The following is a 25023-nucleotide window of genomic DNA, read 5'->3' on the forward strand; positions in this document are numbered from 1 at the left end:
GTCTTCCCCCCTCCCTCCGGTGCCGAACACGCGTGCACCGGCGGGCAAACCCGCCGGCCAGCCCTGGCCAGAGCGCGAGTCATGAATGGGGCGAATGCGTGCCCCCTCCCGGATACGGGTGGGGCGACGGCCTGGCGAACGATGCGGAAGGAATGCTGTGCGTTGATCGCCCGGCTGGGCGGGATAGCGAAGGAGAAAGCGCGGACGCGCGCTCGTGGCGTCAGCGGTGCTGGCCAGCTGAGCGGCCAGGCGCGTCGGCCTTCAGGTCGCGCAGCAGCGCCACCGCTTCGTCACGGCCGGTCACACCCAGCTTGATGTAGATATTCTTCAGGTGCCATTTCACCGTCTCGGGCGAGACGGACAGGGTGCGTGCCACCATCTTGTTCGACATTGCCTGCGAGATCAGCTGCAGGACCTCGGCCTCGCGTTCACTCAGCGTCCTGATCGGCGCAGAGCGGCGCGTGTCGGCGAGCGGCGCCGCATGGGCACGCCACCGGCCTGATGCCTCCTGAAGACGCCGCGCATAAAAGGCCAGTACCGGGTCTAGCGCCAGCGCCTGCAGAAATTCGCCCATCAGCTTCATGCCCCCGTTGGCGGCATCCAGCAGGCTGCGCACCATGCCGAAGCGCAGTCCATAGCGCAGGGCCTCGCACAGATGATGCTGCGCGGCGCGCGCATTGCCGCGCCCCTGCTCGGCAACCGCGCACTGCATCAGCACAATGGCCACGTGCCGGCCGCGAGCGGCCAGCTGCACGCTGTCCAGCAGCGGCTTCAGGCGCGCCATGGCGCCGTCATAGTCGTGCCGGTGCAGGCACAATCCGCTGCCGGCCAGCTGCGCAACGACGTTGACCTCCCAGGTCGGGCTGCGGGCCGCGCTGTGCGAGGACAGGTCCTGCGCACGGGCGACGGTTGCCTCCGCCAGGTCGATTTCGCCTTGCTGCAACTGCCAACGCGAACGGATGGCAAGTGCGATCACCAGCAGGCGCTCGAGGCGGTGCTGCACTGCGTAGTCTTCCAGACGGTCGAGGTAAGCCGCGGCCTCCAGGCGTCTTCCCGCGACGCGGTGCGACAGCGCGAGCGTCAGCAAGGCACGCAGCACCGCATCGGGGATCGCAACCGCTTCCAGCTGCTCGATCCGCTTCTCGAGCAGCTCGCAGACCGCATCGATTTCATTGAGTTCGTACAGGGTCTCGCTCAGCAGCACCGCGGCCATGTGCGCCGCGCCCGCATACACGCCGCCGAGCTGCTCGGCCTCGCTCAGGACCTGGCGGAACACGGGCTCGGCTTGCAGGATCTTGCCTTCCATCGACAGGCTCAGGCCCGACAGGCAGCGACCGATCAGACTGCTGACCATGGTACCGCCCTGCAGCGTGCTGTCGGCCAGCACCTCGCGCGCGCGCTCATGCTCGCCACGGTGCATGTGGACCCAGCCCATCACATTGCCGCGCGCGGTCAACAGGAAGTCGCCCGCATCAGCGGGCACGCACTCCAGTTCAGGCAGCAAGGCCGCCGCCGCGCCGATGTCATCCCGCATCAGCGCCATGCCGCCGCGCAGCACCGTGACCGCGTAGCGCTCGCGCTCGCCCAGCGCGGCGGCTTGCGTCGCCAGCCGTCCGATCGCTTCAGCCGCTGCGTCGAGATGGCAGGCGCGCAGGTCGATGTGCGCTTGCATCATTTGCAGCGCAAAGCGCGACTCGACCTGCCTGGCGGGGAGCAAGCGCAGCAGGCTGGTAAGCCGGCCAAGACCGTCGCGCGCCAGCAGTTCGGACGCGCGGGCCTGGATCGCGTCCGCGGCAGCATCTTCCTCGCCGGCGAGCACCGCGTGCCGGACCGCTTCGTCAACGTACTCGCGCTGCGCGAACCAGCGCCAGGCAGCCGCGTGCAGCGCTTGCTGCTGCGCGCGGGACATGGCCGCAACACGCGCAAGCAACACTTCGCGCAGCAAGGGGTGGAGGCGATACCAGCTCTCGTGGTCGTGGCCACTCACGTGGATCAGGAACAGATTGCTGCTGTCGAGCCTGACCAGCCGTGTGATCATGCGCGCCACCGCGCGCGGCTCGCCCACCAGCGTTGCGCACAAGTGCGCGCTGAAGCGGCTGCAAATGGCCACGCAGGTCAGCAGCTTCTGGTCGTCGGCGTCGAGCTGGCACAGTACCTCGCGTTCGAAATACTGGGCGAAGGCGCTCGCATCGCGCAGCGCAATCGGCGCGAAGCCGGCGCCGTGCTTGGCCTTGATATCCAGGGCAAACAGTTGCAGCCCGGCGACCCAGCCATCGGTCAGCTCATGCAGCCGCCGGGCGTCGCGCGGGCTGACCTCGCCCAGTTGCTCGCGCAGGTAGGCCTCCGATTCCTCGAGGCTGAAGCGCAGGTCACGCAAATCGAAGACGGCAAGCAGCCCTTGCGACTGCATGCGCGCCAGCGACAGCGGCAACTGGCCGCGCGAGCACAGCACCAGGTGCAGCTGCGGCGGCGCGTAGTCAAGCAGCCATTGCAGCGCCTGCCAGATGCGGCCATCCTCGATATGGTGGACGTCGTCAAGCATCAGGACCAGGTCGCGCGGTTGGCTGGCAATCGCCTCGATCAGCGTCACCACCCACACCCAATGCTCTACCCGGGAAGCGTCGCTGCCGTCCCCGGTCAGATCGGCGGCCTTGGCCGCGATATCGGCGTCGACCAGCGCAATGCTGGCGAGCAGGCAGTCGAAGAAGCGCGCAGGTTCATTGTCCTCTTCGGCCACCGACAGCCACGCAACCTCAAAGCCGACCGAAACCAGTGCCTTGCGCCAGGTCACGAGCGTCGAGGTCTTTCCGCATCCGGCCGGCCCCTGGACCACCACACAACGCCGATGCCGCGCTTCAAGCAGGCGTTCGGCCAACGCATCGCGGACCAACGGCCGCCGTGCAAGGCGCGGGGGCACCAGCTTGGTACCGGCAATCGGCTCTGGATGATGCGAAGACATGTGTGGGTTGCGCCGGCCTGATCACCCCGGCAGCGCTTTGCATTGGGAACGAAGCATTATAGGGCTGTGGTCTGCGGGGGAGCCATCAGGAGGTTTGCGGGCGTCGCCCGCGTAGCCTACGTGGAGCGACTGCAGGGTCCGGGCCTGCGCAAGAGAACCATCCCCGCTGTCACAGCAGCCGCTCCGCCTCCTCGATCAGGGCGGTGGGCGACAGCATGTCGCCACGCGCGAAACGCACCAGTGCGATGGATCGCACCAGCGGCGGATCGCCCGGGACCTGGGCAGTGAGCAGGTCGATGTCGTATGCCGGCCCCGCGCTGTCCGCCGCGAGCAGCACGTTCATGGCACTAAGCCGCAAGTATCTTTGCTCGATGGAAAAGCAGGAGCGTGCATCCGCCAGGACTTCGGCCAGGCATTCCAGTTGACGGTCAAGCGCCCCGGTTTCGGGGCCGAGCTGCGCAAGTTCCTGCTCGTTCGCGGCAATCTGCCCGCCCAGGGCGGCCTGCTCGCCGGGACTTGCGTCGGCATCGCCGCCGAGCACCGAACGCATGCCAGTGCCTTGCTGCTGGAGCAGGCGCAGGCGCGCCACCAGCAGCGCCTGCTCGCGCGCGAGCACGTCGCGGCGTGACTTGCCGGCAGCGAAACGGGCGAGACCCTCCATGCTGAACTGATCGAACATGCGCCGGACAATTTCCTCGCGCAGCGCGGCCTCGCTGCGAGCGATGATCCTGACCTTGTGATCGCCGAAACTGACGGTGGTTTGCGGCACTTCCGTGCGCATGACATCCCCTTCCAGCGCAACCCCCAGCGTGCGCCGCTCGGTCATCGCCATCCCCAGCACCGCAAACGCCTGCGGCGCATCGGGCGACTGTTCGAAGAACGCTCGCAGTTCAGGAGAGCGGCTGAAGGCCAGCTGCACGTCACGCGCCGTGCCGAAGAAGGCGTGAACATAGGGATCGTCACCCCATGCCTGCATGCTGGCTTCCCGCGGCGCGGGAAGCCCCTGGACGAGTTCGCGCACGTAGTCCTGCGCTTGCTCGAGCGCAGGCCGAAGCCGCTGCTGGTAGCGTGACACCAGCCGCAAGCGCGGATAGATCCGGGTCACGCGCTCGGCCAGCTCGGCAATCTCCTGCTTGCCGTGCGCATGGACTTGCGCATTGCGCCGGTGCAACCACCGCAGAAAACCCATCGGCATGCTCCCACCCGGCGTCCGCCTTGCTCAGCGGGCCTGCTTGGGCGTGACGGATATGGCAAGGGCTTCGGTGTAGACGGCCTGCACCTGGTCACCGCGTCGAACCGCCTTCAGCTGCTTCGGATCCTCGACATGCACGTCCACCGTCTTGCCTCTTGGGCCCTTGAGCGTCACCATGCCGGTCTTGGCGTTGACGGCCACCACATCGGCAGTGACCGTCACCTCGCGCCCGACCGTGCCGCCGGGCTTGGCGCCAGGAACGGCCCGGTCGGCGGTCTCGCGTTCGGTGCTGGAGCGCATGCCGCTCTGCTTGGCGAGAGCCACTGACAAGGCCTGCGTGTACTCGACGGTGACCATGTCGCCCACGCGGAGCTGCTCGAAGTTGCGCACGTCCTCGCCGACCTGTACGTCCGTGATCTTGCCCTGCTTGTTCTTGAGCGAAATGGTGCGCGTGGCGGCATCGATGGCCACCACCGTGGCGGTAGCCTTGACCGTGCCGGTGGTCCTGGTAGCCCCGACGCCCGACACCGTGTCCACGCGCGTCTCGGGCTGTGCCAGCGCCGGAAGAGTTGCCGCGGCAAGTGCCGCCGCCACGATTAGCTTGCTGGGATTCATGACGTACCCCTCGATCCATGCGTGCAATATCGAGCACTTTTCTCCAATCCCTGATGGTTGGAGCACCTCGCCCCAATCGGGCATCCCTGCCCGGCTGCCGGCGTTTTAACAATAGCTTACATACACGGACATCCGCTTGATTTACCCTCCGCTGCCTGAACCTTGCCCCGCCCGGGGCCCACTACACGAAAAACAGGCAAACATGAGGAAGATCCACGCGTACCCGCTGATGGCAATCGCCATGCTGACTACCACCTCGGGGGCCGCCTTTGCGCAGCATGTCGTCGGGGGGATGGGCGAGGAAGTCAGGATCGGCGCGTTCTCCGGTCCGACGCACCGCACCGACAGCAATCGCGGCACGCCCACCGGGCGCAGGGACAATACGGCGAAGCCAGGCCGGCAAGCCGCCGACCCGCGTGGCGCGCGCCCGGTCAGCACGCGCGGACCTGCACCCGCGCTCCCCGGCAAGCATTTGCCATAGCCGCCCGCATGCGAACCTCACCGAAGCCACCTGGCGCAGAACCAGTTGCTGCTGGCACGGAACGCGTCAGCCGACGCTTATAACGGGGCGCTCGCCGCCGCGGCGATATTGGCGCTGGCGACCGGCTCGGTCGGTCGGTACGGTGCGCGATGGGGGTGGATGGCCGGCGCGGTGACGCGGCCTGGGCCGCGCTCCCGGCGTCGGGGACGAAAGCAATGGGGGCGAAACCTTGTGGCACGCGCGCTTTTGCACGCACGAGAAGGCAGCGGGCCGGCCCAGGTCAGCCCTGCCGCGGCTGCACCGTCGCCGCAAGGCCGGGCTTGCGCAGCATTTTCTCGACCTCTCCCGCATGCAGTTCCTCCAGCTGGATCAACTGCCGCGCATACTCCTCCAGCGCGACTGAGCGCCCCTCGACCAGGCTTAGCAGCTCACGGTACAGGTCCAGGGCCTGCATCTCGGTCGCAAGCGATTCACGCAGGATCGCGCCGATATCCGTCGTGTGGCTGTCCAGCAGCTCGCCGATGCCAAGCGAGGGATAGGCGCCGAGGGTCGTGATCCATTCGCCGGCCTGGTGCGCGTGCAGCAGCGACTCATTCGCCTGCTCACGCAGCCACGACACGATGGGAATGCGGCCGAAGCCGAATATCAGGAACGAATAGTGCGTGTAGCGCACAACCCCGGCGAGCTCGGCTTCGAGTATTCGATCCAGCACAGCGACGACTTTCTCCTGTTCGATTTCCGTCATGGCAGGTTCCTCCGTGAGGTGGATTCGACAGTACGCCAGCACCCGCGGGGCACGTCGCGCAGTGTCTAGCGGTAGACGAGGACAGGAACCCGGCAGTGGGTAAGTACCTTCTGGGTTTCACTGCCGACCAGCAAGCCCTCCAGGCCCCTGCGGCCGTGCGAGGCCATGAAGATCACGTCACACCCGTGCCTTGCCGCCGCATCGATGATGCCCTTGTAGGGCACCGAGGTCGTCATATCCGTTTCGCATGTGACTCCCGCGGCCCTGGCCGCAGCGACAACCGCTTCCAGCCTGGCGCTTGCATGGGCGGCCTCTTGCTCTTCGAAGGCCTTGCGCCTGGGATGGCCGGCATCGCCTGACGCCACATACGGATACTCTTCCATGCACGTATAGGCCGTCAGCCTGGCGCCGCCGGCTTTGACAAAGCCAATGGCCGCATCCATTGCCATTTTTGATAGCTCCGAGCCATCGGTGGCCAGCAAGATGTGCTTGAACACGATTCTTCTCCTTGGGCGATTGATCCCGGCGGGCAGCGACAGCCCGCCAGTCAAAGTTCAGTATGGACAAGAATCCGCCTCTCGCCACCCACGCCGATGCCTCTGCGCACGCCAACGCAGCCGCGGCGCCCCTCACCCATCGATCTTGAAGCCGATATCCTTGATGAACTGCCCCCAGCGCGCATGATCGGTCCGGATCTGCGCGGCGAAGGCCTCAGGCGTGACCGCCTGCGGCGGCAGCACGCCAACGCCTGCCAGCCGCTTCTGGTAGGCCGGGTCGGCCAGCACCTTGCGCACCGCAGCAGAGACCGCATCGACCGTGGCCTTGGGCATGGCCTTGGGGCCGAACAGCGCGAAATAGCCGCTGAGCTGCTCCATCTCAGGAAAGCCCTGCTCACGGAAGGTAGGCGCCCCGGGCGCCAGATCAGAGCGTTCCGGGATGGTGGTGGCCAGCGCCTTGGTCTTGCCGGCCTGGTATAGCGGCACGCCGGTGGTCAGGCCGTCGATCATCAGCGGCACCACGCCGCCCACGAGGTCCTGCGTGGCCGGCGCCGAGCCCTTGTACAGCACCGGTTCTAGGTTGGTGCCGGCCAGCCGGTTGAACAGCAGCGGACCGAAGTGCGACGACGTGCCCGGACCGTACGAGGCCGAGTGGATCGGCTTGGTCGGGTTCGCCTTGGAATAGGCGATTAGTTCCTTCAGCGTGGAGTACGGCGCATCCTTGTTGGCCGCCAGCAGCACCGGGGCGCGGCCAAGTTCCGCCAGCGCGGTGAGGTCGGTCAACGGGTCGTAAGGAACGCGATTGATATGCGCGCCCGAGGTGGCCGAGGAACCCAGCGTCACCAGCAGCGTCTGCCCGTCATTCTTGGCGCGGATCACATCCTGCGTGGCGGGAATGGTGGCCCCGCCGGGCTTGTTCTCCACCACCACCGACTGCCCGGTCACGCGCGTCAGGTAGTCGGCAAACAAGCGTGCCACCACGTCGGTGCCGCCACCAGGCGGATAGGCCACGACCAGCCGGATGGCGCGCGCCGGCCACTGCTGCGCGATGGCGTGCGGCGCGACGCCGGCGGCCGCCGCGATGGCCGCGGCGCTCAGGAACTGTCGACGATCCATGTATGAAGTCTCCGCGTTATGGTTGTACGCCGCGCTGGCGGCGGGTACTTCATGTTAGAGGCTGTTTCGCCGCGGGACAGGCCCGGGTTTTCCACCATGCGCAACCGGCAAAGCCGTCAGCAAACACGCCGCGACTACCGCACGCGCGCGCCGCGGCCTTCCTGACAGCCCTGACAGGCTGGCGTCACCGTTCCAACCGCCTCCGTTGGCTATAAACCAGCATGCCAATGGCTTGTGGATCCGGCGGATCCGACTGCCATGCCTGCGTTCTCCCTCACCTCATATCTGCTCACGGCGCTCGGCCCTTATGCGCGACGGTTGTGGTTTGCAGCCGCGGCGCTCTGCGTGCTCGCGCTCGGCACGCTCGGCCTGGTCCGGCGCAGCCACAACCTGGTGCGGGTCGGCGATGCCGACGGGATCTTCACCGTCACGCAGCTGTCGCCCATCACCGTGGAATTCACCATGCCGCAGTCGGCGCTGCCGGTGCTGCAACACCTGAGCGCCGGCGGCGCGAACGCGGCCGTGCACGCGCATGCACGCGACGGCGGCGCGCCGCTGGCGCAGGGGCGCCTGCTGGGGTGATCGACAGCCGCGTGGGCACCGGCAATGGCGCGGTCCGGGTCAAGGCCGAGTTCGACAACCGCGCCGGCGAGCTGTGGCCGGGCCAGTTTGTCGCGGTGCGGCTGCAGACCGGGCTGCTGCGCGATGCGCTGGCGGCGCGGCCCGCCGTGCTGCGCTACGGCGAACAGGACCAGCCTAATGTGTTCCGCGTCAGGCCGGCTTCGTGCTGATCCCCAAGGGCTTCTTCCCGCTGCAGGACACCGCATTCGTGCTGGGCACCTCGCAGGCGGCGGCGGATATCCCCAATGCGGACACGGTCGCCAAGCATCGCGCCCTCGCCGACATCATCGCTGCCGACCCGGCCGTGCTGACGGTCAACCATTCGGTCGGCATGACCGGCGGCAGCCAGGCCCTGGCCAACGGCCGCTTCTGGATCGTGCTCAAGGACCGTTCCGACCGCGACGTCTCGGCCAGCGGCCTGATCGACCGCCTGCGGCCCAGGCTGGCCGCGGTGCCGGGCATCCAGCGCTACCTGCGCGCAGCGCAGGACATCAATATCGGCGCCGGACAGCCGCGTGCCCAGTACCAGTACGTGCTCAAGGGCAACGAAACCGCCGAACTGTATGCGTGGTCGCAGCGGCTCACCAGCGCGCTGCAAGGCGAGCCGCTCTGGCCATCGTCAAGGCAATCGCCACCATGCACGGCGGCAGCGTGTTCGCGCAGGTGCAGGCGGACGCGATCCGGATCGGCATGACACTGCCGGTCAGCGAGCCGGCGCAAGCCGCACCCGCGCCGGCACGGCCGGTGCCGCGCCCCGCGGCGGCCTGATTGCGGCGCGTTGGTGCCTCAGGCCGCGCCCCGGAGCGGCCCGAACCGCTCCACGTACAACCCCGCCACCCAATCGACAAACACCCGCACCCGCGGTGCCAGCTGCCGGTGGAACGGATACAGCGCCGACACCGGCAAGTCCGGGCACGGCCAGGCCTCAAGCACCGGCACCAGCCGTCCCGCGCGCAGGTGCTCTTCCACGCGGAAGCGCGGCACTTGGATCAGGCCGCAGCCGGCCAGCGCCGCGCTGGTATAGCACTCGGCATCGCTTACCGAGATCCAGCCGCGCGCCTTGAACTCCCGCACCTCGCCATCGACGGTCAGCGTGAAGGGATAACGGTGGTCATGGTTGCGCGAGAAGAACCCCACGCCGATGTGCTGCGCCAGCTCAGACGGGTGTTGCGGCGTGCCGTGCGCGGCCAGGTATGCGGGGCTGGCGCACAGCACCTCCGGCATATCCGCCAGCCGCCGGGCCACCAGCGAGGAATCGCGCGGCCGCCCGGCACGCACCACGCAATCGATGCCCTCCCCGACCAGGTCGACCAGCCGGTCGCCGCTGCTGACGATCAGGTCGATATGCGGATAGCGCTCCCGGAACTCGCCGATGCGCGGCAGGATGATCATGGTGGCGTGGGTGCCATGCAGGTCCAGCCGCAGCGGGCCGCGCGGGTTGGCCACCTGCGTGCTGAGCGAGGTCTCGGCGTCTTCCAGGTCCTGCAGCACGCGCTTGCTGCGCTCATAGAACGCCTGCCCGTCCAGCGTGGGGCGCACCTGGCGCGTGGTGCGCTCCAGCAGGCGCGCGCCGACGCGGGCCTCAAGTTCCTTGATGGCGTGCGTGGCGGTGGCGCGTGGCATGTCCAGCGCGCTGGCGGCGCCGGTGAAGGAGCCCAGTTCCACGATCCGGGTAAAGAGTTGCAGCGCGTCGAAGCGGTCCATGCGGAGGGGCTGTCATAGCGGAAAGGTCACTTCCGGATTGGAATCAGGTTCCGGGCGCGCGTCAAGCCAGATCTCCGCTCGCCTGTCCGGGGTCGGGTCCTTGACTGCGGGCAGGGACCACGAATCAGCCAGGCATCGATTCTGCTAGCCTATATTTCATTAATAGTCTTCTGCCGTTCTCCCACGTGTCCCGCGCCGGGCATGTGGCGAGTATGCAATCCGGTTAGTGCTGGGAGATGGGATATGAGCGCCGTTCCTGAGTCGCGGGTCACCGGCACCACTTCGGCCCCAGGGAAACGTCCCGTCACTTCCACCCGGCATGTGTGGACCCGATACTGGGCCATTGCAAAACTTTACTGGTTCTCGCGGGAAAAATGGAAAGCCTCCGGCTTGCTGGTCCTGCTAATCCTGCTGCTGTTGGGCCAGACCCAGTCCGAGGTACTGATCGTCCAGCAAACCGGTGAATTCACCTCGGCCCTGGCAGCGCAAGACGCGGATCGTTTCTGGGCCTCGATCAGGAAGTGTCTCTATATCCTGATGGTGGCAGTCCCCATCTACGCGGTCTATTACTACCTGAGGAACAAGCTGGGCCTGCTCTGGAGACGCTGGCTGACGTATCACTATCTGGACGGGTATTTCAAGGGCCGGGTCTACTACAAGCTCAATTCAGATGCCGCGATCGACAATCCGGACCAGCGCATCGCCGAAGACATCAATACCTTCACGCGGCAATCCCTGTTCTTCCTTTCAATCGGTATCGGCGCGCTGCTGCAGCTCATCGCCTTCAGCGCCGTCCTGTGGTCGATCTCAAGAGAGCTGGTCTACTTTCTTGTCATTTATGCCATCGCCGGTACATTTATCTCCATCTTCTTCTTCGGCCGCGTCCTGATCGGCCTGAACTTCTTCCAGCTAAGGCGGGAGGCGGATTTCCGCTTCAGCCTGATCCGGGTGCGTGAGAACGCCGAGTCCATTGCGTTCTATCGCGGCGAGGCGCTGGAGTCATCCCATGTGAGCGGCCGTTTTGGCAAGGCCTTCCAGAATTTCGACCGGCTCATCAAGTGGCAGCTGAGCCTGAACATGTTCCAGTATGCCTATGGCTTCCTGACCATCCTGCTGCCCAGCGCCATCGTCGCTTCACGCGTGCTTTCCGGCGAGCTCGAAGTCGGCAGCGCCATCCAGGCGGCCGGCGCGTTCGCCGCCATCCTGAACGCGCTGACCGTGATCGTCGACAACTTTGAAGACCTGAGCCGCTTCGTGGCGGGGCTGGATCGACTGGACACATTCTCCATCTCGCTGACCGGTACGGCAGCAGCCTCCGTGAAGCCGGCCACCACGATCGAGTCCATCCATGACTCCCGCCTGGCGCTGGAACATGTGACCTTGCGCACGCCGAATCAGGAGCGGACGCTGGTCACCGACCTGACGCTGTCGGTCAACCCGGGAGAGGGCCTGCTTATCGTCGGCGCCAGCGGCGGCGGCAAGAGTTCGCTGATGCGCGCGATCGCCGGATTGTGGAACAACGGCACGGGATGCATCGTGCGGCCAATGCCGCAGGAAATGCTGTTCCTGCCGCAGCATCCTTACATGGTGGTCGGCAGCCTGCGCAGCCAGTTGCTGTACCCGAACCACATTGGCCAGCGAATCCCTGACGAGGAGCTTCTGACGTTGCTGGAAACGGTCAACCTGAAGGACCTCGCTGGCCGCTTTGGCGGCCTGGACACGGAAGTGGACTGGGGCAAAGTCCTGTCCCTTGGCGAGCAGCAGCGGCTGACCATCGCCCGCGTACTGCTGTCAAAGCCGCGCTATGTCATGCTGGACGAAGCGACCAGTGCCCTGGATATCAGCAATGAGGAAGCCATGTACCAGCTGCTCGCCGACATGCAGTCGACGCTTGTCAGCGTCAGCCACCGGCCCACGCTGCTGAAATTCCACCACCAGGTGCTGGAACTGCCCGGGAACGGAAAGTGGTGGCTGCATCCGACCAGGGACTATCGTTTTGGCTGGTAGGCATCCGGCGGCCCTCTACTATCATCGTGCTGTGCTAACGTCGCGCAAGGCACATTTGATGTGGAGGGCGTTTGCATGCAAGCGGGCATTGTCGAGGCCGGCTATGGGTCGGACCCGGTCGGTCTGGTCAGCGGTTTCCTGTTCGAACCCGGCGGGCCGGTGCGCGAGATCGATTCCCGTGCCGCGGCGGCATGGCTGCAGCAGATGCCGTCAGAACCGCCGGACGCCGTGCACCATCGCCCGTTCCTGTGGCTGCATTTCAACCTGTCGCACAGCGCGTGCGAGCGCTGGATGAAGGGCCAGCTGGCCCTGCCTGACGAATTCTTCGAGGCCCTGCGGCAAGGTTCGCGCTCGACGCGGATCGAGCGCCTCGACGCCGCCCTGCTGGCCGTGGTCAACGACGTGATCTACAACTTCGGCGTCACCTCGACGGATATCTCCACGCTCTGGGGCCATGCCGACCACCGCCTGCTGGTGACGGCCCGCGCCAGGCCGCTGCGTTCCGTGGACCGGCTGCGCGAGGCGGTGCGGCGCGGCGAGGCCTTCCGCTCGCCACTGGACCTTGTGGTGCACCTGCTGCGTGACCAGGCCGACGTGCTGGTGCAGATCGTGCGCGAGACCGGTGTGAACGTCGACCAGATCGAAGACCAGTTGCTGTCGCAGCGCCTGCAAGGCAACCGCGCCGACCTGGGTTCGATGCGGCGCGGGCTGGTGCGGCTGCAACGGCTGCTGGCGCCGGAGCCCGGCGCCCTGTTCCGGCTACTGAACCGGCCGCCGGCCTGGCTGCAGGAATCGGACCTGCAGGAGTTGCGTGAATCGACCGAGGAATTCTCGCTGGTGCTCAACGACTTGGCGGCGCTGGTCGAACGCATCAAGCTGTTGCAGGAAGAAATTGCCGCCAAGCTCAACGAGCAAACCAACCGCACGCTGTTCACGCTGACGCTGGTGACAGTACTGGCGCTTCCGATCAATATCGTGGCCGGTTTTTTCGGCATGAATGTGGGCGGCATTCCGCTGGCCGAACACCCGCACGGCTTTTGGGTACTGGTGGCGCTGGTGGCAAGTTTCACGGTGCTGGCCGGGCGCTGGGCATTCCGCAAGCAAGCGGGGTAGGTAACGCTTGCGGGATGTACCATACTTCAGGCAGTGTCCCCTGGCTCTCGCGCCCCCTAACCTGAGGAGCCCTGCCATGAAGCTATTTCGCATTGCTGCCCTGGCGTTCGTGCTTGCGGGATGCGCCATGAACCAGGGCACGCCAGGCACGGCGCAGGCATCGCGCACGGAAAGCTGCAAGGTGACGTCGGAGCAGGAGATTGCGGCGTTGTTTGATCGATGGAACCGGTCACTGCAGACAGGCGATCCACACAAGGTGGTGGCCAACTATGCGGAACGGTCCATTCTTCTGCCGACGGTATCCAACAAGCCCCGCTTGACCGTCGCGGAGAAAGAAGACTATTTCCATCACTTCCTGCAAGACGGTCCATCCGGGAAGATCGACTTCCGCAGCATTGAACTGAGATGCAATTCCGCCGTGGATTCCGGCCTCTACACCTTCACCTTCGCACGAACGGGAACCGTGGTGAAGGCCCGCTATACCTACACCTATCACTGGGATGGCAAGCAATGGCTGATTACAAGCCATCACTCGTCAGCCATGCCGGAGAAGAAGTAACTGAGGCATAAGCCTCAGTTACCGGGGGGCGGGGGCCTACGGCCGCGCATTCACCTGGCGGCGCCTGGCCCAGCGCCCTTACTGCATGTGCTGCCCGCCGTTGATGGCGATATTGGACCCGGTCACGTAGGCCGCTTCCTCCGAGCACAGGTAGGCAACCAGCGCTGCGACTTCTTCCGGCTTGCCGACGCGGCCGACCGGAATCTGCGGCAGGATCTTGGTCTCCATGATTTCCTTGGGCACGGCGTTGACCATCTTGGTGGCAAGGTAGCCCGGAGAGACGGTGTTGACGGTCACGCCCTTCCTTGCCACTTCCAGCGCCAGCGACTTGGTGAAGCCGTGCATCCCGGCCTTGGCGGCGGCATAGTTGGTCTGTCCGAAGGCGCCCTTGGATGCGTTGACCGACGAGATGTTGATGATGCGTCCCCAGCCGCGTTCGACCATGCCTTCGCAAAGCGGCTTGGTGAGATTGAATACCGAGTCGAGATTGGTCCGCATCACGGCGTCCCAGTTCGGCTTGTCCATCTTCTTGAAGGCCATGTCGCGGGTAATGCCGGCGTTGTTCACCAGGATATCCACGCGGCCTACGTCAGCCAGGATCTGCGCGGCGCAAGCCTGGCAGGCATCGTAGTCGGATACATCCACCTCGTAGGCGCGCATCTCGCGGCCGCTGGCGGCCATCGCGGCAAGCCAGTCCTGGGCGGTCGCATTGCCCGGCGAGTGCGTCACCACCACCGCATAGCCTGCGTCGTGCAGCTTGATGCTGATGGCTTCTCCCAGCCCACCCATACCACCTGTTACCAGTGCAATTCTCTTCATCATCCTGCCTGCTTCATTCTCGTAAAGTTGAAAGACCCCTGCCTTGCCGGGACGGGCTCTTGCCTGATTGTCCCGAGCACATTCCCGCTGCCCTGGCGCGAACAAAGCGAGGGCGAGCCGGGCTGGATGACTCCGGGCCCAGCTTGTATGCCGATGCGGGAAGATTGGCGTCGCAGTGCTGCAAGCCAGGACAGCTGATGCCCCTGGCCTGCAAGCCTGCGATCTATGTTCAGCGCGCTGGCCTGGCCTGCTTGGCCAGCCGCACGCCGTTACTGCTTGGAAGCGCGGGGCGCCGCCTGCTGGGCCGCGCCGGAGGCAGCTGCGGCGGTCTTGGCAAAGTTGGCCTTGGCGGCTTCAGCCGTCTGCTTGGCGGCGTCCTGGAAGGATTGAAAGGTGCTGCTGGCGGCTGCAACGCTCGATTGCAGCAGCGCGGTGATCGCTTCAGACCCGGCCGGCGCGTTCTTCACGAAGTTGTCAACGAAGGCTTGCACATTGCGGTTGTGCTGTTCGTACTGGCCCTCGACTGCCTTGGTCAGTTCCACCTGCGTGGTCGATGCGATTTCGTACACATGGCGTGCATATGCAACCGCCTTCTCCGCGGCAGGCTGTGCCAGATTGCCCTGCACGGCGAACACTTCACGCAGGTCCTTTCCGGCCAGCACCGCTTCGATATTGCCCTGGCCTTCGGCAAGCGTCGTCCGGACTGCCTGCAGGTTCAACTCGGTCAACTTCTGGAAGCCGTCAAAAGCCATGTTCGTCAGCGCGAACAGTTGGTTCAGACTGGACTTTTGCGCTGCAGCAAATTGCTCGGGCATAAAAGGGGACATGCAAAATCTCCTGTGGATTGATCGAACGGATTCGCGCAACAGGTTTTGCAACGTGAATCCGCCTCGGTTTGGCTTCCGGATTGGCAGCGCCACCAATCCTGCAGCGCAGCATCCGAGTGCGAATCCTAGAGGCTTTCTTCTAATTCAATCCCTAGGTACATACCCAAAAAGTCTTTAAAACATGACAATAAAAGTGCTTTATACGCCTCTATATTTACATGTGCTTACGCAGAAATGTTGCAGTGCATGACATTTGCATGACATGTGTAGGGCCCACTTCACCCCAGAACTGCCGGCACGCCTCACGTAGCAGCCTTCCTGAGCCGCAGCGCATTGGTCATGACCGAGGCAGAACTCAGGCTCATCGCCAGCGCCGCAATCATGGGCGACAACAACAGGCCTGTCATTGGATACAGAACGCCCGCCGCCAGCGGAACGCCCAAGGCGTTATAAGCGAACGCAAAACCGAGGTTCTGCTTCATGTTTCGAATGGTCGCTTGCGAGAGTTTCGCTTGCAACCATGATTGACATCGGCGTGGCGAGACCCAGTGCGCACGGACATGCGATGATCAGCACCGCGACCGCATTGATCAGCCCGAACACCCAGCTCGGCTCGGGGCCGAAGAGTCCCCACGCGACAAAGGTCAGCACCGCAATGCCGATGACCCCGAGGACGAAGACGCCGGCAACCTGGTCGGCCATCCGCTGCATCGGTGCCTTCGATCGCTGCGCTTGCGCCACCATCTGGACAATCTGGGACAGCACGGTCTGGGAGCCGACCTTTTCGGCCAGGCTCGGTTGCATCGCGTTCGTTGCTTGTCCTGTTCATCCTGGCTGCTTCCTTCAGTTGCCGGCCGGGCATCCACTGCGTCATCCGGCGTGCCTTTTACCTTCATGACACGCTCATGATGCGACGACGACGGCCGTTCGCGGTGGGACGTCCATGTCACGCCTGATGCCCCCAGCTTAGAGGTTCCCATCGTTGGAAGGTCAAGGCCAAGGAAGCACGGGACTGTTCTCAAAGGCCAACGCGCCTGGGTCCAGGATCAGTTGGCCGCCAATGAGAAGTCGCCTTCAGGGGCGAGGTCAGCCGCCGAAGAGATGACTACGGTCGATGGACGCGCACACCTTTTGCATTCGGCGCGCCCCGCAAGAGGACACCCAGGTCTACGGTGCGCCATGCCTTGGAGATGGACAACGCCGAAAGAACCAGCGTTGGGCGGCGAGGCAACCGCCTCGCCCTGTGCGTTTGGGCTGCCGTCAGCGCGCCTTGTTCGCAAGCCCTTCAACTTCAGCGCGCAGCCGCTCTTCCTGCTCCCGCAGTTCTGGCGTGAGTTCAGCACCGAAGTCCTCGACCTCGAACAGCGGGCGAATTTCGATTTCGGACTCGCTTTCCATGGGGTTGGGGCAGCGCCTGACCCATTCGACAGCCTCATCCATTGACTCGACTTGCCACAACCAGAATCCGGCAACGAGTTCGTTGGTCTGCGGGAACGGCCCGTCCGTCACAGTCCGCTGATCGCCCGAAAAGCGCACCCGCTTTCCCCTTGCGCTAGGGTGCAAGCCCTCGCCCGCAAGCATGACGCCCGCCTTGACGAGTTCTTCATTGAACTTGCCCATTGCCGCAAGCAACTCCGTGCTTGGCATCTTGCCGCTTTCTGATTCGCTCGTGGCCTTCACCATCACCATGACACGCATTGTGGTTCTCCTTGAAGGAATCGTTGGCGCCACAAGACCCCGAAGCGGGAGCCGCGGCGGCGGCGGGCGCCGGAAGCAGGATCCAATCAGAATAGTTGAATTCGGCAGCACCTGACTTGCGCGGGCCGTGCCGGTACCTCTACAGTTCGAGCCATGAAGAATGAAACCGCCGTAGCAGCGCTCGCTGCACTTGCCCAGGATTCCCGATTGGCGATCTTCCGCTTGCTGGTCCAGGCCGGCCCGGATGGCGTCAGCGCGGGCCGGATCCGCGAAGCGCTGGGTGTGGCACCCGCGACGCTGTCCTTCCATCTGAAAGAACTGGTCCACGCCGGCCTCATCAAGAACACGCAGGAGGGCAAGTTCGTGATCTACCGGGCGCAATTCGATACGATGAACGCGCTCATTGCCTTCCTGACGGAACATTGCTGCGAAGGCAATCCGCAAGGCTGCGGCGTGCCGGATGTGGCATGCAAGCCGGCCGCCAGCAAACGCCGCGGCGTCTCGACCGCACCGGCCTGAGCGCTGGCAGCCTGAGCATCACGCTCGTCGAGATCAGCGCGCCTTGGGGCGAGCGTCAGGCCCTCCGCCCTGCTTCATACCAGCCTTGGGTCCGATTGACGATGCTGACCACCAGCAGCATGACCGGCACTTCAATCAGCACGCCGACCACCGTTGCCAGCGCCGCGCCGGACTTGAAGCCGAACAGGCTGATGGCCGTCGCCACGGCCAGCTCGAAGAAATTGCTGGCGCCGATCAGCGAGGACGGGCCCGCCACGCAATGCGCCACACCCAGTTTCCGGTTCAGCAGATACGCCAGGCCGGAGTTCAGGAACACCTGGATCAGGATGGGCACGGCCAGCAGCGCGATCACCAGCGGTTGCTCGATGATGGCCTGGCCCTGGAAGGCGAACAGCAGCACCAGTGTCAGCAGCAGCGCGGCGATTGAATACGGTCCGAGCTTGCCCACGACCCGCTGGAAATGCGCCACGCCCTTGCTCAGCAGCAGCTTGCGCAGCACCTGCGAAATCGCCACCGGCACTACGATATACAGCGCCACCGACGTCAGCAGCGTATCCCACGGCACCGTGATCGACGACAGGCCAAGCAGCAACGCCACCACCGGCGCGAACGCCACCACCATGATGGCATCGTTCAGCGCCACCTGCGACAGCGTGAAATACGGGTCACCCTTGCAGAGCTGGCTCCACACGAACACCATAGCCGTGCACGGCGCCGCAGCCAGCAGGATCAGCCCGGCGATATAGCTGTCGAGCTGCTCGGCGGGCAGCATGGGCGCAAACAGGTGCCGCACGAACAGCCAGCCCAGCAGCGCCATCGAGAACGGCTTGACCGCCCAGTTGATGAACAGCGTCACACCGATGCCGCGCCAGTGGGATTTCACCTGGCCCAGTGCGCTGAAGTCGATCTTCAGCAGCATCGGGATAATCATGATCCAGATGAGGATGCCGACCGGCAGGTTCACCTGGGCGTACTCCACGCTGCCGATCGCCTGGAACGCGCCCGGCATCGCCTGCCCCAGCGCAATCCCGACGACGATGCACAGGGCCACCCAGATGGTCAGGTAGCGTTCAAAGAAGCCAATGGCGGGCTTCGTCGAAATGGGGGCGTGGGTGGTTGCGTTCTGATTCATTGGAGTTCCGGCGCCTTCAGTTCTTCGCGATCGCGTTGAGCGCGTCCTGCAGCTGCGCATTGCTCATCCCTTGCAGCGGCAACGCCAGCAGTTGCAGCATGCGGTAGCCAATGGCCTCGCGCGTCAGCTCGAATGCCAGCCGCTTGCCTTCGTCGCCGCCCAGGGCGTTGGACGGATCGGCATAGCCCCAGTGCACCTTGACCGGGCTGCCCGGCCAATACGGGCACTGTTCCGCCGCGGCGCTGTCGCAGACAGTGATCACGATCCGCATTTCCGGCGCGTTGTCGCCGACAAATTCGTCCCAGCTCTTGCTGCGGTAGCCGCTCACGTCGACGCCGGCATTGGTCAGCGCTTCCAGTGCGAACGTGTTCAGGCGCCCGCTCGGTGCGCTGCCGGCGCTGAAGGCGCGCACATCCTTGCCGAGCTTGCTGGCCCAATGGTTGAGCATCCCTTCGCTCAGCACGCTGCGGGCGGAGTTATGGGTGCAAAGGATCAGAACGTTGGTGGTCATGGAGAGAGCGTGCTCAGCAGCACGACGAGTTGGAGTTCACCGCAATCCCGATCGGCTTGCCGCGCGCGGCACGCGGGGCACAGCAGGCGGAGCCTTCGGCGGACGCCGCTTCGGCCTTGCCTTCGCCGAATACCGGGACATTGCCCAGCGTATGGAAGTGCTCCCAGGCAATGCCCTGCGGATCGGTGACCCAGTGCTTTTCGCTGCGCGCATAGCAGCAGGTGGTTTCACCCTGGTCCAGCAGCGCCATGTCGGCCGCCTCGGCACGCGTTTTCAGTTCGGCAAGCTCGGCGGCGTCATCGGTCTGGAAACCGAGATGGTCGACGCCCGTCCCCTGGCCGCGCGTGGAGATCGCGAAGTTGATGCGCGGATCCTCGAGCATCCATTTGGCGTAGTCGCTCTCGACTCGCGTCGGTTCAGCGGCAAATAGCTTCGAATAGAAGGCAATACTCTTGCCTAGGTCGTCGACATGGACGTGAACGTGAAAGCGCTTCATCGGAACATCTCCATCAGCAGTGACAGGAAACCGCGGCTTCCTCGACGCCTTCGCAGCAATTGGCGGTCAGGTAGCCGAGCAATGCATTCATATGCGCGAAAGCGGCGCGGTAGATCAGGTTGCGTCCGTCGCGCTCCTGCGTCACCAGGCCGGCGTGCGCCAGTTCCTTCAGGTGGAACGACAAGGTGGCCGCAGGCACGCCCAGCCGCTCGACCATCGCGCCGGGTGTCATGCCACCCGGGCCGGCGACGACCAGCATCCGAAAGACCTGGAGGCGCAGCCCGTGGGCCAATGCAGCAAGGGAGCGGACAACATCATTCTCTTCCATATTTCTACAATACTGGAAATATAGGATTGATGCAATGCCTGATTCTGCGAAGCGCTGCCGGCACCGCGTTAGAATGTCGCAACTCTTCGCAGCACGGCAGCTTCAACCAAGGAGCGTCTCCATGCTCAAGCTCTACGGCTTTTCGAAGGTCAATGCTGGCGCGCGCGGCCACACCCGCGACCTGCGCGTCCTGTGGGCGCTCGAAGAGATGCAACTGCCGTTCGAGCTGGCCGGCATGGACCATCCTGCACACGACCTGAGCACCGACGCCTATCGCCGGCTCAGCCCGTTCGAACAGATCCCGTCGATCGACGACGACGGCTTGGTGCTGTCCGAATCCGCCGCCATCCTCGTCTACCTGGCGAAGAAGTCCGGCCGCCTGATCCCCGCCGATCGCGCCGGCGAGGCGCAGGTGGTGCGCTGGTGCTTCGCCGCGATGAACTCGGTCGAGCCGCCGCTGCTCAGCCTGATGGTGCTCGACTGGACGGCGGATGGCAGCTGCGGCAAACACCGCGAGTTCCTGGTCGGCTGGGTGAATCGGGTGCTGACGAACCTGGAGCGCTGGTTCGCTGACCGCGACTTCGTCGCGACCAAGGATTTCACCGTTGCCGACATCCTGATGGCGCACGTGCTCCTCTCTGGCATCAAGGACCAGGGATTGATCGCGCCGTATCCGGGAGTCGCGTCGTATCGGGACCGGTGCCTGGCTCGGCCCGCGTGGAAGCGGACCATCGAGGCGTACTGCGCGCGGGTCGAGGCGGGATAGGTCGCCATCGGCGTCCTAGTCCATCAGATCCGTGTACTCACCTTTTGCATAGGGCCGGGTGCGGTTCCACGGAGCGGGTTGCGGCAAGGCAGCGGCGGTCACGCGCGTGATCTTCTTCTGCGTGCCGCTGGCATTGCGCGACTGGACCAGGCGCGGATACTGGCCGGCCACGTCCCACTGGACCGTCACCTGTTCATCGCCGCGCTTTGCGCGGTACTCCTGCACACCGCCGCGCGCAGGACCGCTCGCGCTCATGGTCTTGAGCGCTGCCGGATCCAGCAGGTGGTAGGCGGTCGCCCATGAGCCGTCGAAGCCGATGTTGCCGTATTCGGCCGGGCTGACTTCGAAGGTCTTGCGCATGGCGTCGCTGACCAGCCGCACCGACAGCTTGCCGGACGGCTGCCGCTCGATCCAGCGTGCCGCGGCCGACATGTCCATGTGCTTGTGGCCCTTGTCTGCCTTGGCGTGTTCGGCTTCGTCATGCGCCCCGTGCGGGATCTCGCGCTCGATCCAGACCGTGCCGCCCTCGCGGTAGACACGTTCGGTGAAGTAGATGTCGCGGCGCACGCCGTCGGCCCCGAGCGCCGACAACTCATGCTGCACGCGCAGCGCCAGCGGGCCGGAGGCCCTGGACGGCTCTGCCGCCACGGCGGTGAAAGCTGCCGAGACCAGCAGCAGTGCGAGGACGGGAGTGGCTTGCTTGGTTTTCATGAAATCCGTTCAGAAAGCGAAAATGCGCACGCCGGCAACCGGCGCGCGCATGGCATCAAAAGACCCTGTGCTCAGTCGTGCAGCAAGGCCGCGGCCGGCATCACAGGCCCAGCGCGGACTTCACGACGCTGAACACCTTGGTGTTGTCGATGGTGCCCTTGAGCGCGGCGTTGCCCGGCCCCGTCGAGAACAGCATCACATCGCCGCCGCCGTGGGTTTCCGAGCCCGGCGAGCCAAGGTTGACGCCAACTTCCTGCAGGTAGCCGTCAGCCGTGGTGTCCACCAGCGCGGGGTTGTCGCGCGGGGTCTTGCGCGGACCGCCGCCGTTGCCGAACACCAGCGTGGTGTAAGGCAGGCCGTCGGCCGCCGTGGCCGGCTGCCTGGTCTTGATGTCCGTTGCCGTGCCCAGGATCGGGTTGCCGCGATGCGAGTAGCCATTGATCGTCATCGTATGGTCGTGGTCGGCAGTGACCACGATCATCGTGTTCGACAGGTCCACCATCGACAGCGCACGCTTGATGGCATCGTCAAACGCGATCGTGTCTTCCAGCGCGCGCTTGGCGTTGGTGCCATGCAGCGCATGGTCGATCCGGCCGCCCTCCACCATCAGGAAATAGCCGTTGCCGTTCTTCTGCAGGATGCGGATGGCCTTCTCGGTCATGTCGGCCAGGCTGGGCTCGTCGACATTGTTCTTGACGCGGTCCAGCTCGTAGTTGAGGTGGTCCATATTGAACAGGCCGAGCAGCTTGTTGGTCGATGCCGGGTCCACGGCCTTGAACGCGGTGCCGGTGGTCACGTAGGTGTAGCCCGGGAACTGCGTGGTCAGGTCGACGCCATCGGTGCGCTTGCCACCCGCGGCGCTGGGCAGGAACTGGCGGCGGCCGCCGCCAAGCAGCACGTCCAGGCCGTCCTTGAGCGCGGTGTTGTAGCCGGCGTTGCCGGGCGTTGCCTGCGCGGCGATATTGTTCTCGCCGTCGCGGTGGCAGACGTGCGAGAAAGTGGCCGCCGGCGTTGCGTGGGTCACGCGCGTGGTGGTCACCGCGCCGACCGACTTGCCGGCGGCCTTGGCCAGTTCCAGCACGGTCACGACCGGCGCGCCGTTGCCGCTGGGACAGGTGCTGTCACCGGCGCTGGTCACATAGGCCTTGCCGGTGCCGTCGCTGGCCTTGGTATCGGCCGACATCGAGATGACTTCGTTGTTCATCTTCACGCCGGTCATGTAGGCCGCCATCGACGGCGCGCTGTCGGTGGTCTGCGCGTCGTTCGAATACGTCTTCACGCGCGCGGTGCGCTTGAGCGACTCCATGTTGAGCTTGCCGGTCTCGCCATACTTGTAGATGCGCGAAGCGGTGACGGTGGTCGGGCCCATGCCGTCGCCCAGGAAGAAGATGACATTCTTGGCCTCGCCCGCGGCTTGCGCAGGGAAGGCAATGCAGGCGCAGGCAGCCGCAACTGCGGACAGGCCGGTACGAATGATGAGTTTCATGGCGTTATTCCGTCAGCGATAGTGGCTTAGAGGCCGATGGCCGTCTTGATCAGGCCGAACACGTCGGTGTTGTCCATCACACCGGTGAAGGATTCGGCACCGTTGCCCAGTGCGCCGATAAAGACATCGGTGCCGCCATGGGTCTCGCCACCCGCCGCCATCGGGATCGCGGCTTCCTGGTGATAGCTCTTGTCGTAGACCTGCGCATCGGTCAGCGCGGTGCGCGTGGCCGGGCGGTTCTCGCCGGTGCCGAAGCCGATGATGGTGAAGGGATTGCCGCCGGAGTCCGTGGACAGTGCGCCGGTCACGTAGTTCTTCAGCAGGCCCAGCACGCCGGGGTTGCTGTCGCTGGTGGGGCCGGTGCGCTTGGCGTAGCCGTTCAGCACCAGCGTGTGGTCATGGTCGGCGGTGACGACGATCAGCGTGTTCTTCAGGCCCGGGTCGATCACGTTGAGCTTGTCGATCGCAGTCTTGATCGCGGTGTCGAAGGCCACGGTGTCCTGCAGCGCCTTGCGCGCGGTGGTTTCATGCAATGCGTGGTCGATGCGGCCGCCTTCCACCATCAGGAAGAAGCCCTTCTTCTTCGCGGCAAGCACGTCGATGGCCTTGCCGGTCATCTCCGCCAGGCTCGGTTCATCGCCGGGCACGCGGTCCAGGTCGTAGGCCATATGGCTGGACGTGAACAGCCCTGCCACCTTCTTCGCGCTGGCGGCGTCGATCTTGTCGAACTCGGCCTTGCTGGAAGCGTAGGTATAGCCGGCCTTGGTCAGTTCGCCAACCAGGTCGCGGCCGTCGGTGCGGGCGCCGCCCGCGGCCTTGTTCTGGAAGTGCTTGCGGCCGCCGCCGAAGATCACATCGACGCCATCGCCAAGCGCGCTGTTGTAGCCGGCGCCGTTCGGCACCAGTTGCGCGGCGATGGTGTTCTCGGCGTCGCGGTGACACACGTGCGCGTAGGTCGTGGCGGGGGTTGCGTGCGTGATGCGGGTGGTGGTGACCACGCCGGTGCCGTAGCCTGCCGCCTTCATCTGCTCGAGCAGCGTCGGCACGCTCTGGCCGTTGCCGGAAGCCGGACAGGTGCTGTCCGCGCCGGACAGGTAGTCCTTGCCGCTGGCGTCGAAGGCATTGGTCTCCGGCGTCATCGAGATGACTTCGTTGTTCATCTTGACGCCGGTCATGTAGGCCGCCATCGACGGCGCGCTGTCGGTCACCTGCGCGTTGTTCGAATAGGTCCGGATAAACCCGCTCTCGGGGAGCGTGTCCATGGTCAGGTCCCCATCCTCGCCGACCTTGTAGATCCGCGCCGCGGTCATGGTCGTCATGCCCATGCCGTCGCCAAGGAAGAACACGACGTTCTTCGTGGGCGCGGTGCTGCCGGCAGCCGGCGGCTGCGTGACCGGCGCATTGTTGTCATCATCGCTGCCGCACGACGCCACGGCCAGCGCCAGCAGCGGGGCTGCCAGTATTGAAAGACGCCTCATATTTCCTCCCCGTTGGTTTTGGCGGGAGGATGCACGACGAATATTTCGGCACCGTGACGTGTCACAGGACGGCAACGTTGCCGCTGCAGGCAAACATGCGAAAGTGCAGCATCAGGCCGTTCGCTATGTTCGCGAACGGCCCACCTGTGCGGCAAGCTGCCGCAGTAGCGATGCTGCCTGGTGGCGCCGAACACTGATATATTGTCGCCAAAACAGGCACCGCTCTCGTGGGCAAATCGCATCGCCGGCCATGGTTCGCCGGCTTCCTCCTCGTTGTCTTCCTGGCAGCCCAGCTGGCAGTGGCGGCGTACGCCTGTACCGGCAGCCGCTACCAGGCGGAACACAGCGGCACGATGGCGGCGATGACCGAATCCTGCGCCGATATGGCCGCCAGCGACACCCAGCAGGGCATTGACCAGGGCGGGCTTTGCCTGGCGCATTGCCAGGCCGATTCCAAGAACGCCGACCATGCTTCGCCGCAGCTTCCGGCCTTCATGCCGGTGCTGATGCGCGTGCTTGAGCCAACGCGCGTGGTCCTGGCGGAGGTTCGCGTTGCGCTGCGCGCCGAAGCTGAGGCGCGCGCACCGCCTCCCCTCACCGTCCTTCACTGCAGTTTCCAGACTTAGCCTCCGGCTCGACGTCA

Annotated in this window: 28 protein-coding genes and 1 pseudogene; 10 read left to right on the forward strand and 19 right to left on the reverse strand. The window is 65.0% G+C overall.

The features are described from left to right. Positions 1-220: 220 nt before the first annotated feature. The 3 genes from AC3WON_RS21565 to AC3WON_RS21575 all read right to left on the reverse strand — a co-directional run bounded on the left by AC3WON_RS21565 (position 221) and on the right by AC3WON_RS21575 (position 4766). Positions 221-2791 carry a winged helix-turn-helix domain-containing protein gene (locus tag AC3WON_RS21565; protein WP_492352721.1) on the reverse strand — a complete coding sequence of 857 codons (2571 nt, stop codon included), beginning with the start codon at positions 2789-2791 and terminating at the stop codon, positions 221-223. A 337-nt stretch (positions 2792-3128) separates the two neighbouring features. Further along, positions 3129-4148: a hypothetical protein gene (locus AC3WON_RS21570; RefSeq protein ID WP_492352722.1), complete on the reverse strand. Its 1020-nt coding sequence runs from the start codon at positions 4146-4148 to the stop codon at positions 3129-3131. Between the two features lie 30 nt (positions 4149-4178). Next, positions 4179-4766: a hypothetical protein gene (locus AC3WON_RS21575; protein ID WP_492317907.1), complete on the reverse strand. Its 588-nt coding sequence runs from the start codon at positions 4764-4766 to the stop codon at positions 4179-4181. A 202-nt stretch (positions 4767-4968) separates the two neighbouring features. On the opposite strand from AC3WON_RS21575, the gene AC3WON_RS21580 reads away from it, so the two are divergent. Continuing rightward, positions 4969-5247 carry a hypothetical protein gene (locus tag AC3WON_RS21580; protein ID WP_492352723.1) on the forward strand — a complete coding sequence of 93 codons (279 nt, stop codon included), beginning with the start codon at positions 4969-4971 and terminating at the stop codon, positions 5245-5247. Between the two features lie 280 nt (positions 5248-5527). Here AC3WON_RS21580 and AC3WON_RS21585 read toward each other — a convergent pair whose 3' ends face one another. From AC3WON_RS21585 to AC3WON_RS21595, 3 genes are all read right to left on the reverse strand, one after another. Beyond that, positions 5528-5992 (reverse strand): ferritin-like domain-containing protein, encoded by a 465-nt coding sequence (locus AC3WON_RS21585; protein WP_492317909.1) that lies wholly within the window; start codon positions 5990-5992, stop codon positions 5528-5530. Between the two features lie 65 nt (positions 5993-6057). Then, complete coding sequence (locus AC3WON_RS21590) at positions 6058-6489, reverse strand: universal stress protein (protein ID WP_010810581.1); 432 nt, start codon at positions 6487-6489, stop codon at positions 6058-6060. A gap of 132 nt (positions 6490-6621) precedes the next feature. Next, on the reverse strand, positions 6622-7605 hold the full coding sequence (locus AC3WON_RS21595) for a Bug family tripartite tricarboxylate transporter substrate binding protein (protein WP_492317910.1): 984 nt from the start codon (positions 7603-7605) through the stop codon (positions 6622-6624). 258 nt (positions 7606-7863) lie between these two features. On the opposite strand from AC3WON_RS21595, the gene AC3WON_RS21600 reads away from it, so the two are divergent. Genes AC3WON_RS21600 through AC3WON_RS21610 form a run of 3 tightly spaced genes read left to right on the forward strand, consistent with a single transcriptional unit; the run spans position 7864 to position 8920 of the window. Further along, entirely contained in the window at positions 7864-8187 is a 324-nt protein-coding gene (locus tag AC3WON_RS21600) for a hypothetical protein (RefSeq protein ID WP_492317911.1), read from the forward strand. Continuing rightward, the gene (locus AC3WON_RS21605) at positions 8184-8396 is read left to right on the forward strand and encodes a hypothetical protein (protein WP_492317912.1); all 213 of its coding nucleotides are present in this window, start codon (positions 8184-8186) and stop codon (positions 8394-8396) included. The genes AC3WON_RS21600 and AC3WON_RS21605 overlap by 4 nt, the downstream gene beginning before the upstream one ends. Further along, positions 8390-8920, forward strand: a complete 531-nt coding sequence (locus AC3WON_RS21610) for an efflux RND transporter permease subunit (RefSeq protein WP_492352724.1) — start codon at positions 8390-8392, stop codon at positions 8918-8920. Before AC3WON_RS21605 ends, AC3WON_RS21610 begins: the two co-directional genes overlap by 7 nt. A 92-nt stretch (positions 8921-9012) precedes the next feature. Here the strand turns inward: AC3WON_RS21610 and AC3WON_RS21615 are convergent, their stop codons facing one another. Then, entirely contained in the window at positions 9013-9930 is a 918-nt protein-coding gene (locus tag AC3WON_RS21615; RefSeq protein WP_492317914.1) for a LysR family transcriptional regulator, read from the reverse strand. A 243-nt stretch (positions 9931-10173) separates the two neighbouring features. Between AC3WON_RS21615 and AC3WON_RS21620 the strand changes: the two genes are divergently transcribed. From AC3WON_RS21620 to AC3WON_RS21630, 3 genes are all read left to right on the forward strand, one after another. Then, positions 10174-11937: an ABC transporter ATP-binding protein/permease gene (locus AC3WON_RS21620; protein ID WP_492352725.1), complete on the forward strand. Its 1764-nt coding sequence runs from the start codon at positions 10174-10176 to the stop codon at positions 11935-11937. A 75-nt stretch (positions 11938-12012) separates the two neighbouring features. Further along, positions 12013-13050 carry a transporter gene (locus tag AC3WON_RS21625; protein WP_492352726.1) on the forward strand — a complete coding sequence of 346 codons (1038 nt, stop codon included), beginning with the start codon at positions 12013-12015 and terminating at the stop codon, positions 13048-13050. Between the two features lie 76 nt (positions 13051-13126). Beyond that, positions 13127-13609: a DUF4440 domain-containing protein gene (locus AC3WON_RS21630; protein WP_492352727.1), complete on the forward strand. Its 483-nt coding sequence runs from the start codon at positions 13127-13129 to the stop codon at positions 13607-13609. A 78-nt stretch (positions 13610-13687) separates the two neighbouring features. On the opposite strand, the gene phbB is transcribed toward AC3WON_RS21630, so the two are convergent. From phbB to AC3WON_RS21655, 5 genes and pseudogenes are all read right to left on the reverse strand, one after another. Next, the gene (phbB, locus tag AC3WON_RS21635; protein ID WP_035828351.1) at positions 13688-14431 is read right to left on the reverse strand and encodes an acetoacetyl-CoA reductase; all 744 of its coding nucleotides are present in this window, start codon (positions 14429-14431) and stop codon (positions 13688-13690) included. A 266-nt stretch (positions 14432-14697) separates the two neighbouring features. After that, entirely contained in the window at positions 14698-15255 is a 558-nt protein-coding gene (gene phaP3, locus AC3WON_RS21640) for a TIGR01841 family phasin PhaP3 (protein WP_492317949.1), read from the reverse strand. Positions 15256-15557: 302 nt separating this feature from the next. Beyond that, positions 15558-15737, reverse strand: coding sequence for a hypothetical protein (locus AC3WON_RS21645; protein WP_492352728.1), 180 nt, complete (start codon positions 15735-15737; stop codon positions 15558-15560). 13 nt (positions 15738-15750) lie between these two features. After that, positions 15751-16044 (reverse strand): annotated as a pseudogene (locus AC3WON_RS21650) (copper-transporting ATPase); the annotation flags it as partial. 471 nt (positions 16045-16515) lie between these two features. Further along, positions 16516-16953 (reverse strand): YciI family protein, encoded by a 438-nt coding sequence (locus AC3WON_RS21655; RefSeq protein WP_035828342.1) that lies wholly within the window; start codon positions 16951-16953, stop codon positions 16516-16518. A gap of 153 nt (positions 16954-17106) precedes the next feature. Here AC3WON_RS21655 and AC3WON_RS21660 point away from each other — a divergent pair, with 153 nt between their 5' ends. Further along, positions 17107-17472 carry an ArsR/SmtB family transcription factor gene (locus tag AC3WON_RS21660; protein WP_492352729.1) on the forward strand — a complete coding sequence of 122 codons (366 nt, stop codon included), beginning with the start codon at positions 17107-17109 and terminating at the stop codon, positions 17470-17472. Positions 17473-17527: 55 nt separating this feature from the next. Here the strand turns inward: AC3WON_RS21660 and arsB are convergent, their stop codons facing one another. Genes arsB through AC3WON_RS21680 form a run of 4 tightly spaced genes read right to left on the reverse strand, consistent with a single transcriptional unit; the run spans position 17528 to position 19939 of the window. Continuing rightward, positions 17528-18604: an ACR3 family arsenite efflux transporter gene (arsB, locus tag AC3WON_RS21665; RefSeq protein ID WP_492352730.1), complete on the reverse strand. Its 1077-nt coding sequence runs from the start codon at positions 18602-18604 to the stop codon at positions 17528-17530. A 16-nt stretch (positions 18605-18620) separates the two neighbouring features. Further along, complete coding sequence (locus AC3WON_RS21670; protein ID WP_492352731.1) at positions 18621-19115, reverse strand: arsenate reductase ArsC; 495 nt, start codon at positions 19113-19115, stop codon at positions 18621-18623. Positions 19116-19128: 13 nt separating this feature from the next. Continuing rightward, positions 19129-19611: an ArsI/CadI family heavy metal resistance metalloenzyme gene (locus AC3WON_RS21675; protein WP_492352732.1), complete on the reverse strand. Its 483-nt coding sequence runs from the start codon at positions 19609-19611 to the stop codon at positions 19129-19131. Positions 19612-19624: 13 nt separating this feature from the next. Next, positions 19625-19939 carry an ArsR/SmtB family transcription factor gene (locus AC3WON_RS21680; protein WP_013957060.1) on the reverse strand — a complete coding sequence of 105 codons (315 nt, stop codon included), beginning with the start codon at positions 19937-19939 and terminating at the stop codon, positions 19625-19627. A gap of 121 nt (positions 19940-20060) precedes the next feature. On the opposite strand from AC3WON_RS21680, the gene AC3WON_RS21685 reads away from it, so the two are divergent. Then, positions 20061-20705: a glutathione S-transferase family protein gene (locus AC3WON_RS21685; protein ID WP_492352733.1), complete on the forward strand. Its 645-nt coding sequence runs from the start codon at positions 20061-20063 to the stop codon at positions 20703-20705. A gap of 15 nt (positions 20706-20720) precedes the next feature. Here the strand turns inward: AC3WON_RS21685 and AC3WON_RS21690 are convergent, their stop codons facing one another. The 3 genes from AC3WON_RS21690 to AC3WON_RS21700 all read right to left on the reverse strand — a co-directional run bounded on the left by AC3WON_RS21690 (position 20721) and on the right by AC3WON_RS21700 (position 24380). Continuing rightward, complete coding sequence (locus AC3WON_RS21690; protein ID WP_492352734.1) at positions 20721-21416, reverse strand: hypothetical protein; 696 nt, start codon at positions 21414-21416, stop codon at positions 20721-20723. Between the two features lie 100 nt (positions 21417-21516). Beyond that, positions 21517-22902 carry an alkaline phosphatase gene (locus AC3WON_RS21695; protein WP_492352735.1) on the reverse strand — a complete coding sequence of 462 codons (1386 nt, stop codon included), beginning with the start codon at positions 22900-22902 and terminating at the stop codon, positions 21517-21519. 26 nt (positions 22903-22928) lie between these two features. Beyond that, the gene (locus AC3WON_RS21700) at positions 22929-24380 is read right to left on the reverse strand and encodes an alkaline phosphatase (protein WP_492317926.1); all 1452 of its coding nucleotides are present in this window, start codon (positions 24378-24380) and stop codon (positions 22929-22931) included. A gap of 227 nt (positions 24381-24607) precedes the next feature. On the opposite strand from AC3WON_RS21700, the gene AC3WON_RS21705 reads away from it, so the two are divergent. Beyond that, positions 24608-25006, forward strand: a complete 399-nt coding sequence (locus AC3WON_RS21705) for a hypothetical protein (protein WP_492317927.1) — start codon at positions 24608-24610, stop codon at positions 25004-25006. The last annotated feature ends 17 nt before the right edge of the window (positions 25007-25023 follow it).

It is taken from the genome of Cupriavidus sp. FW305-46, from assembly GCF_058787075.1.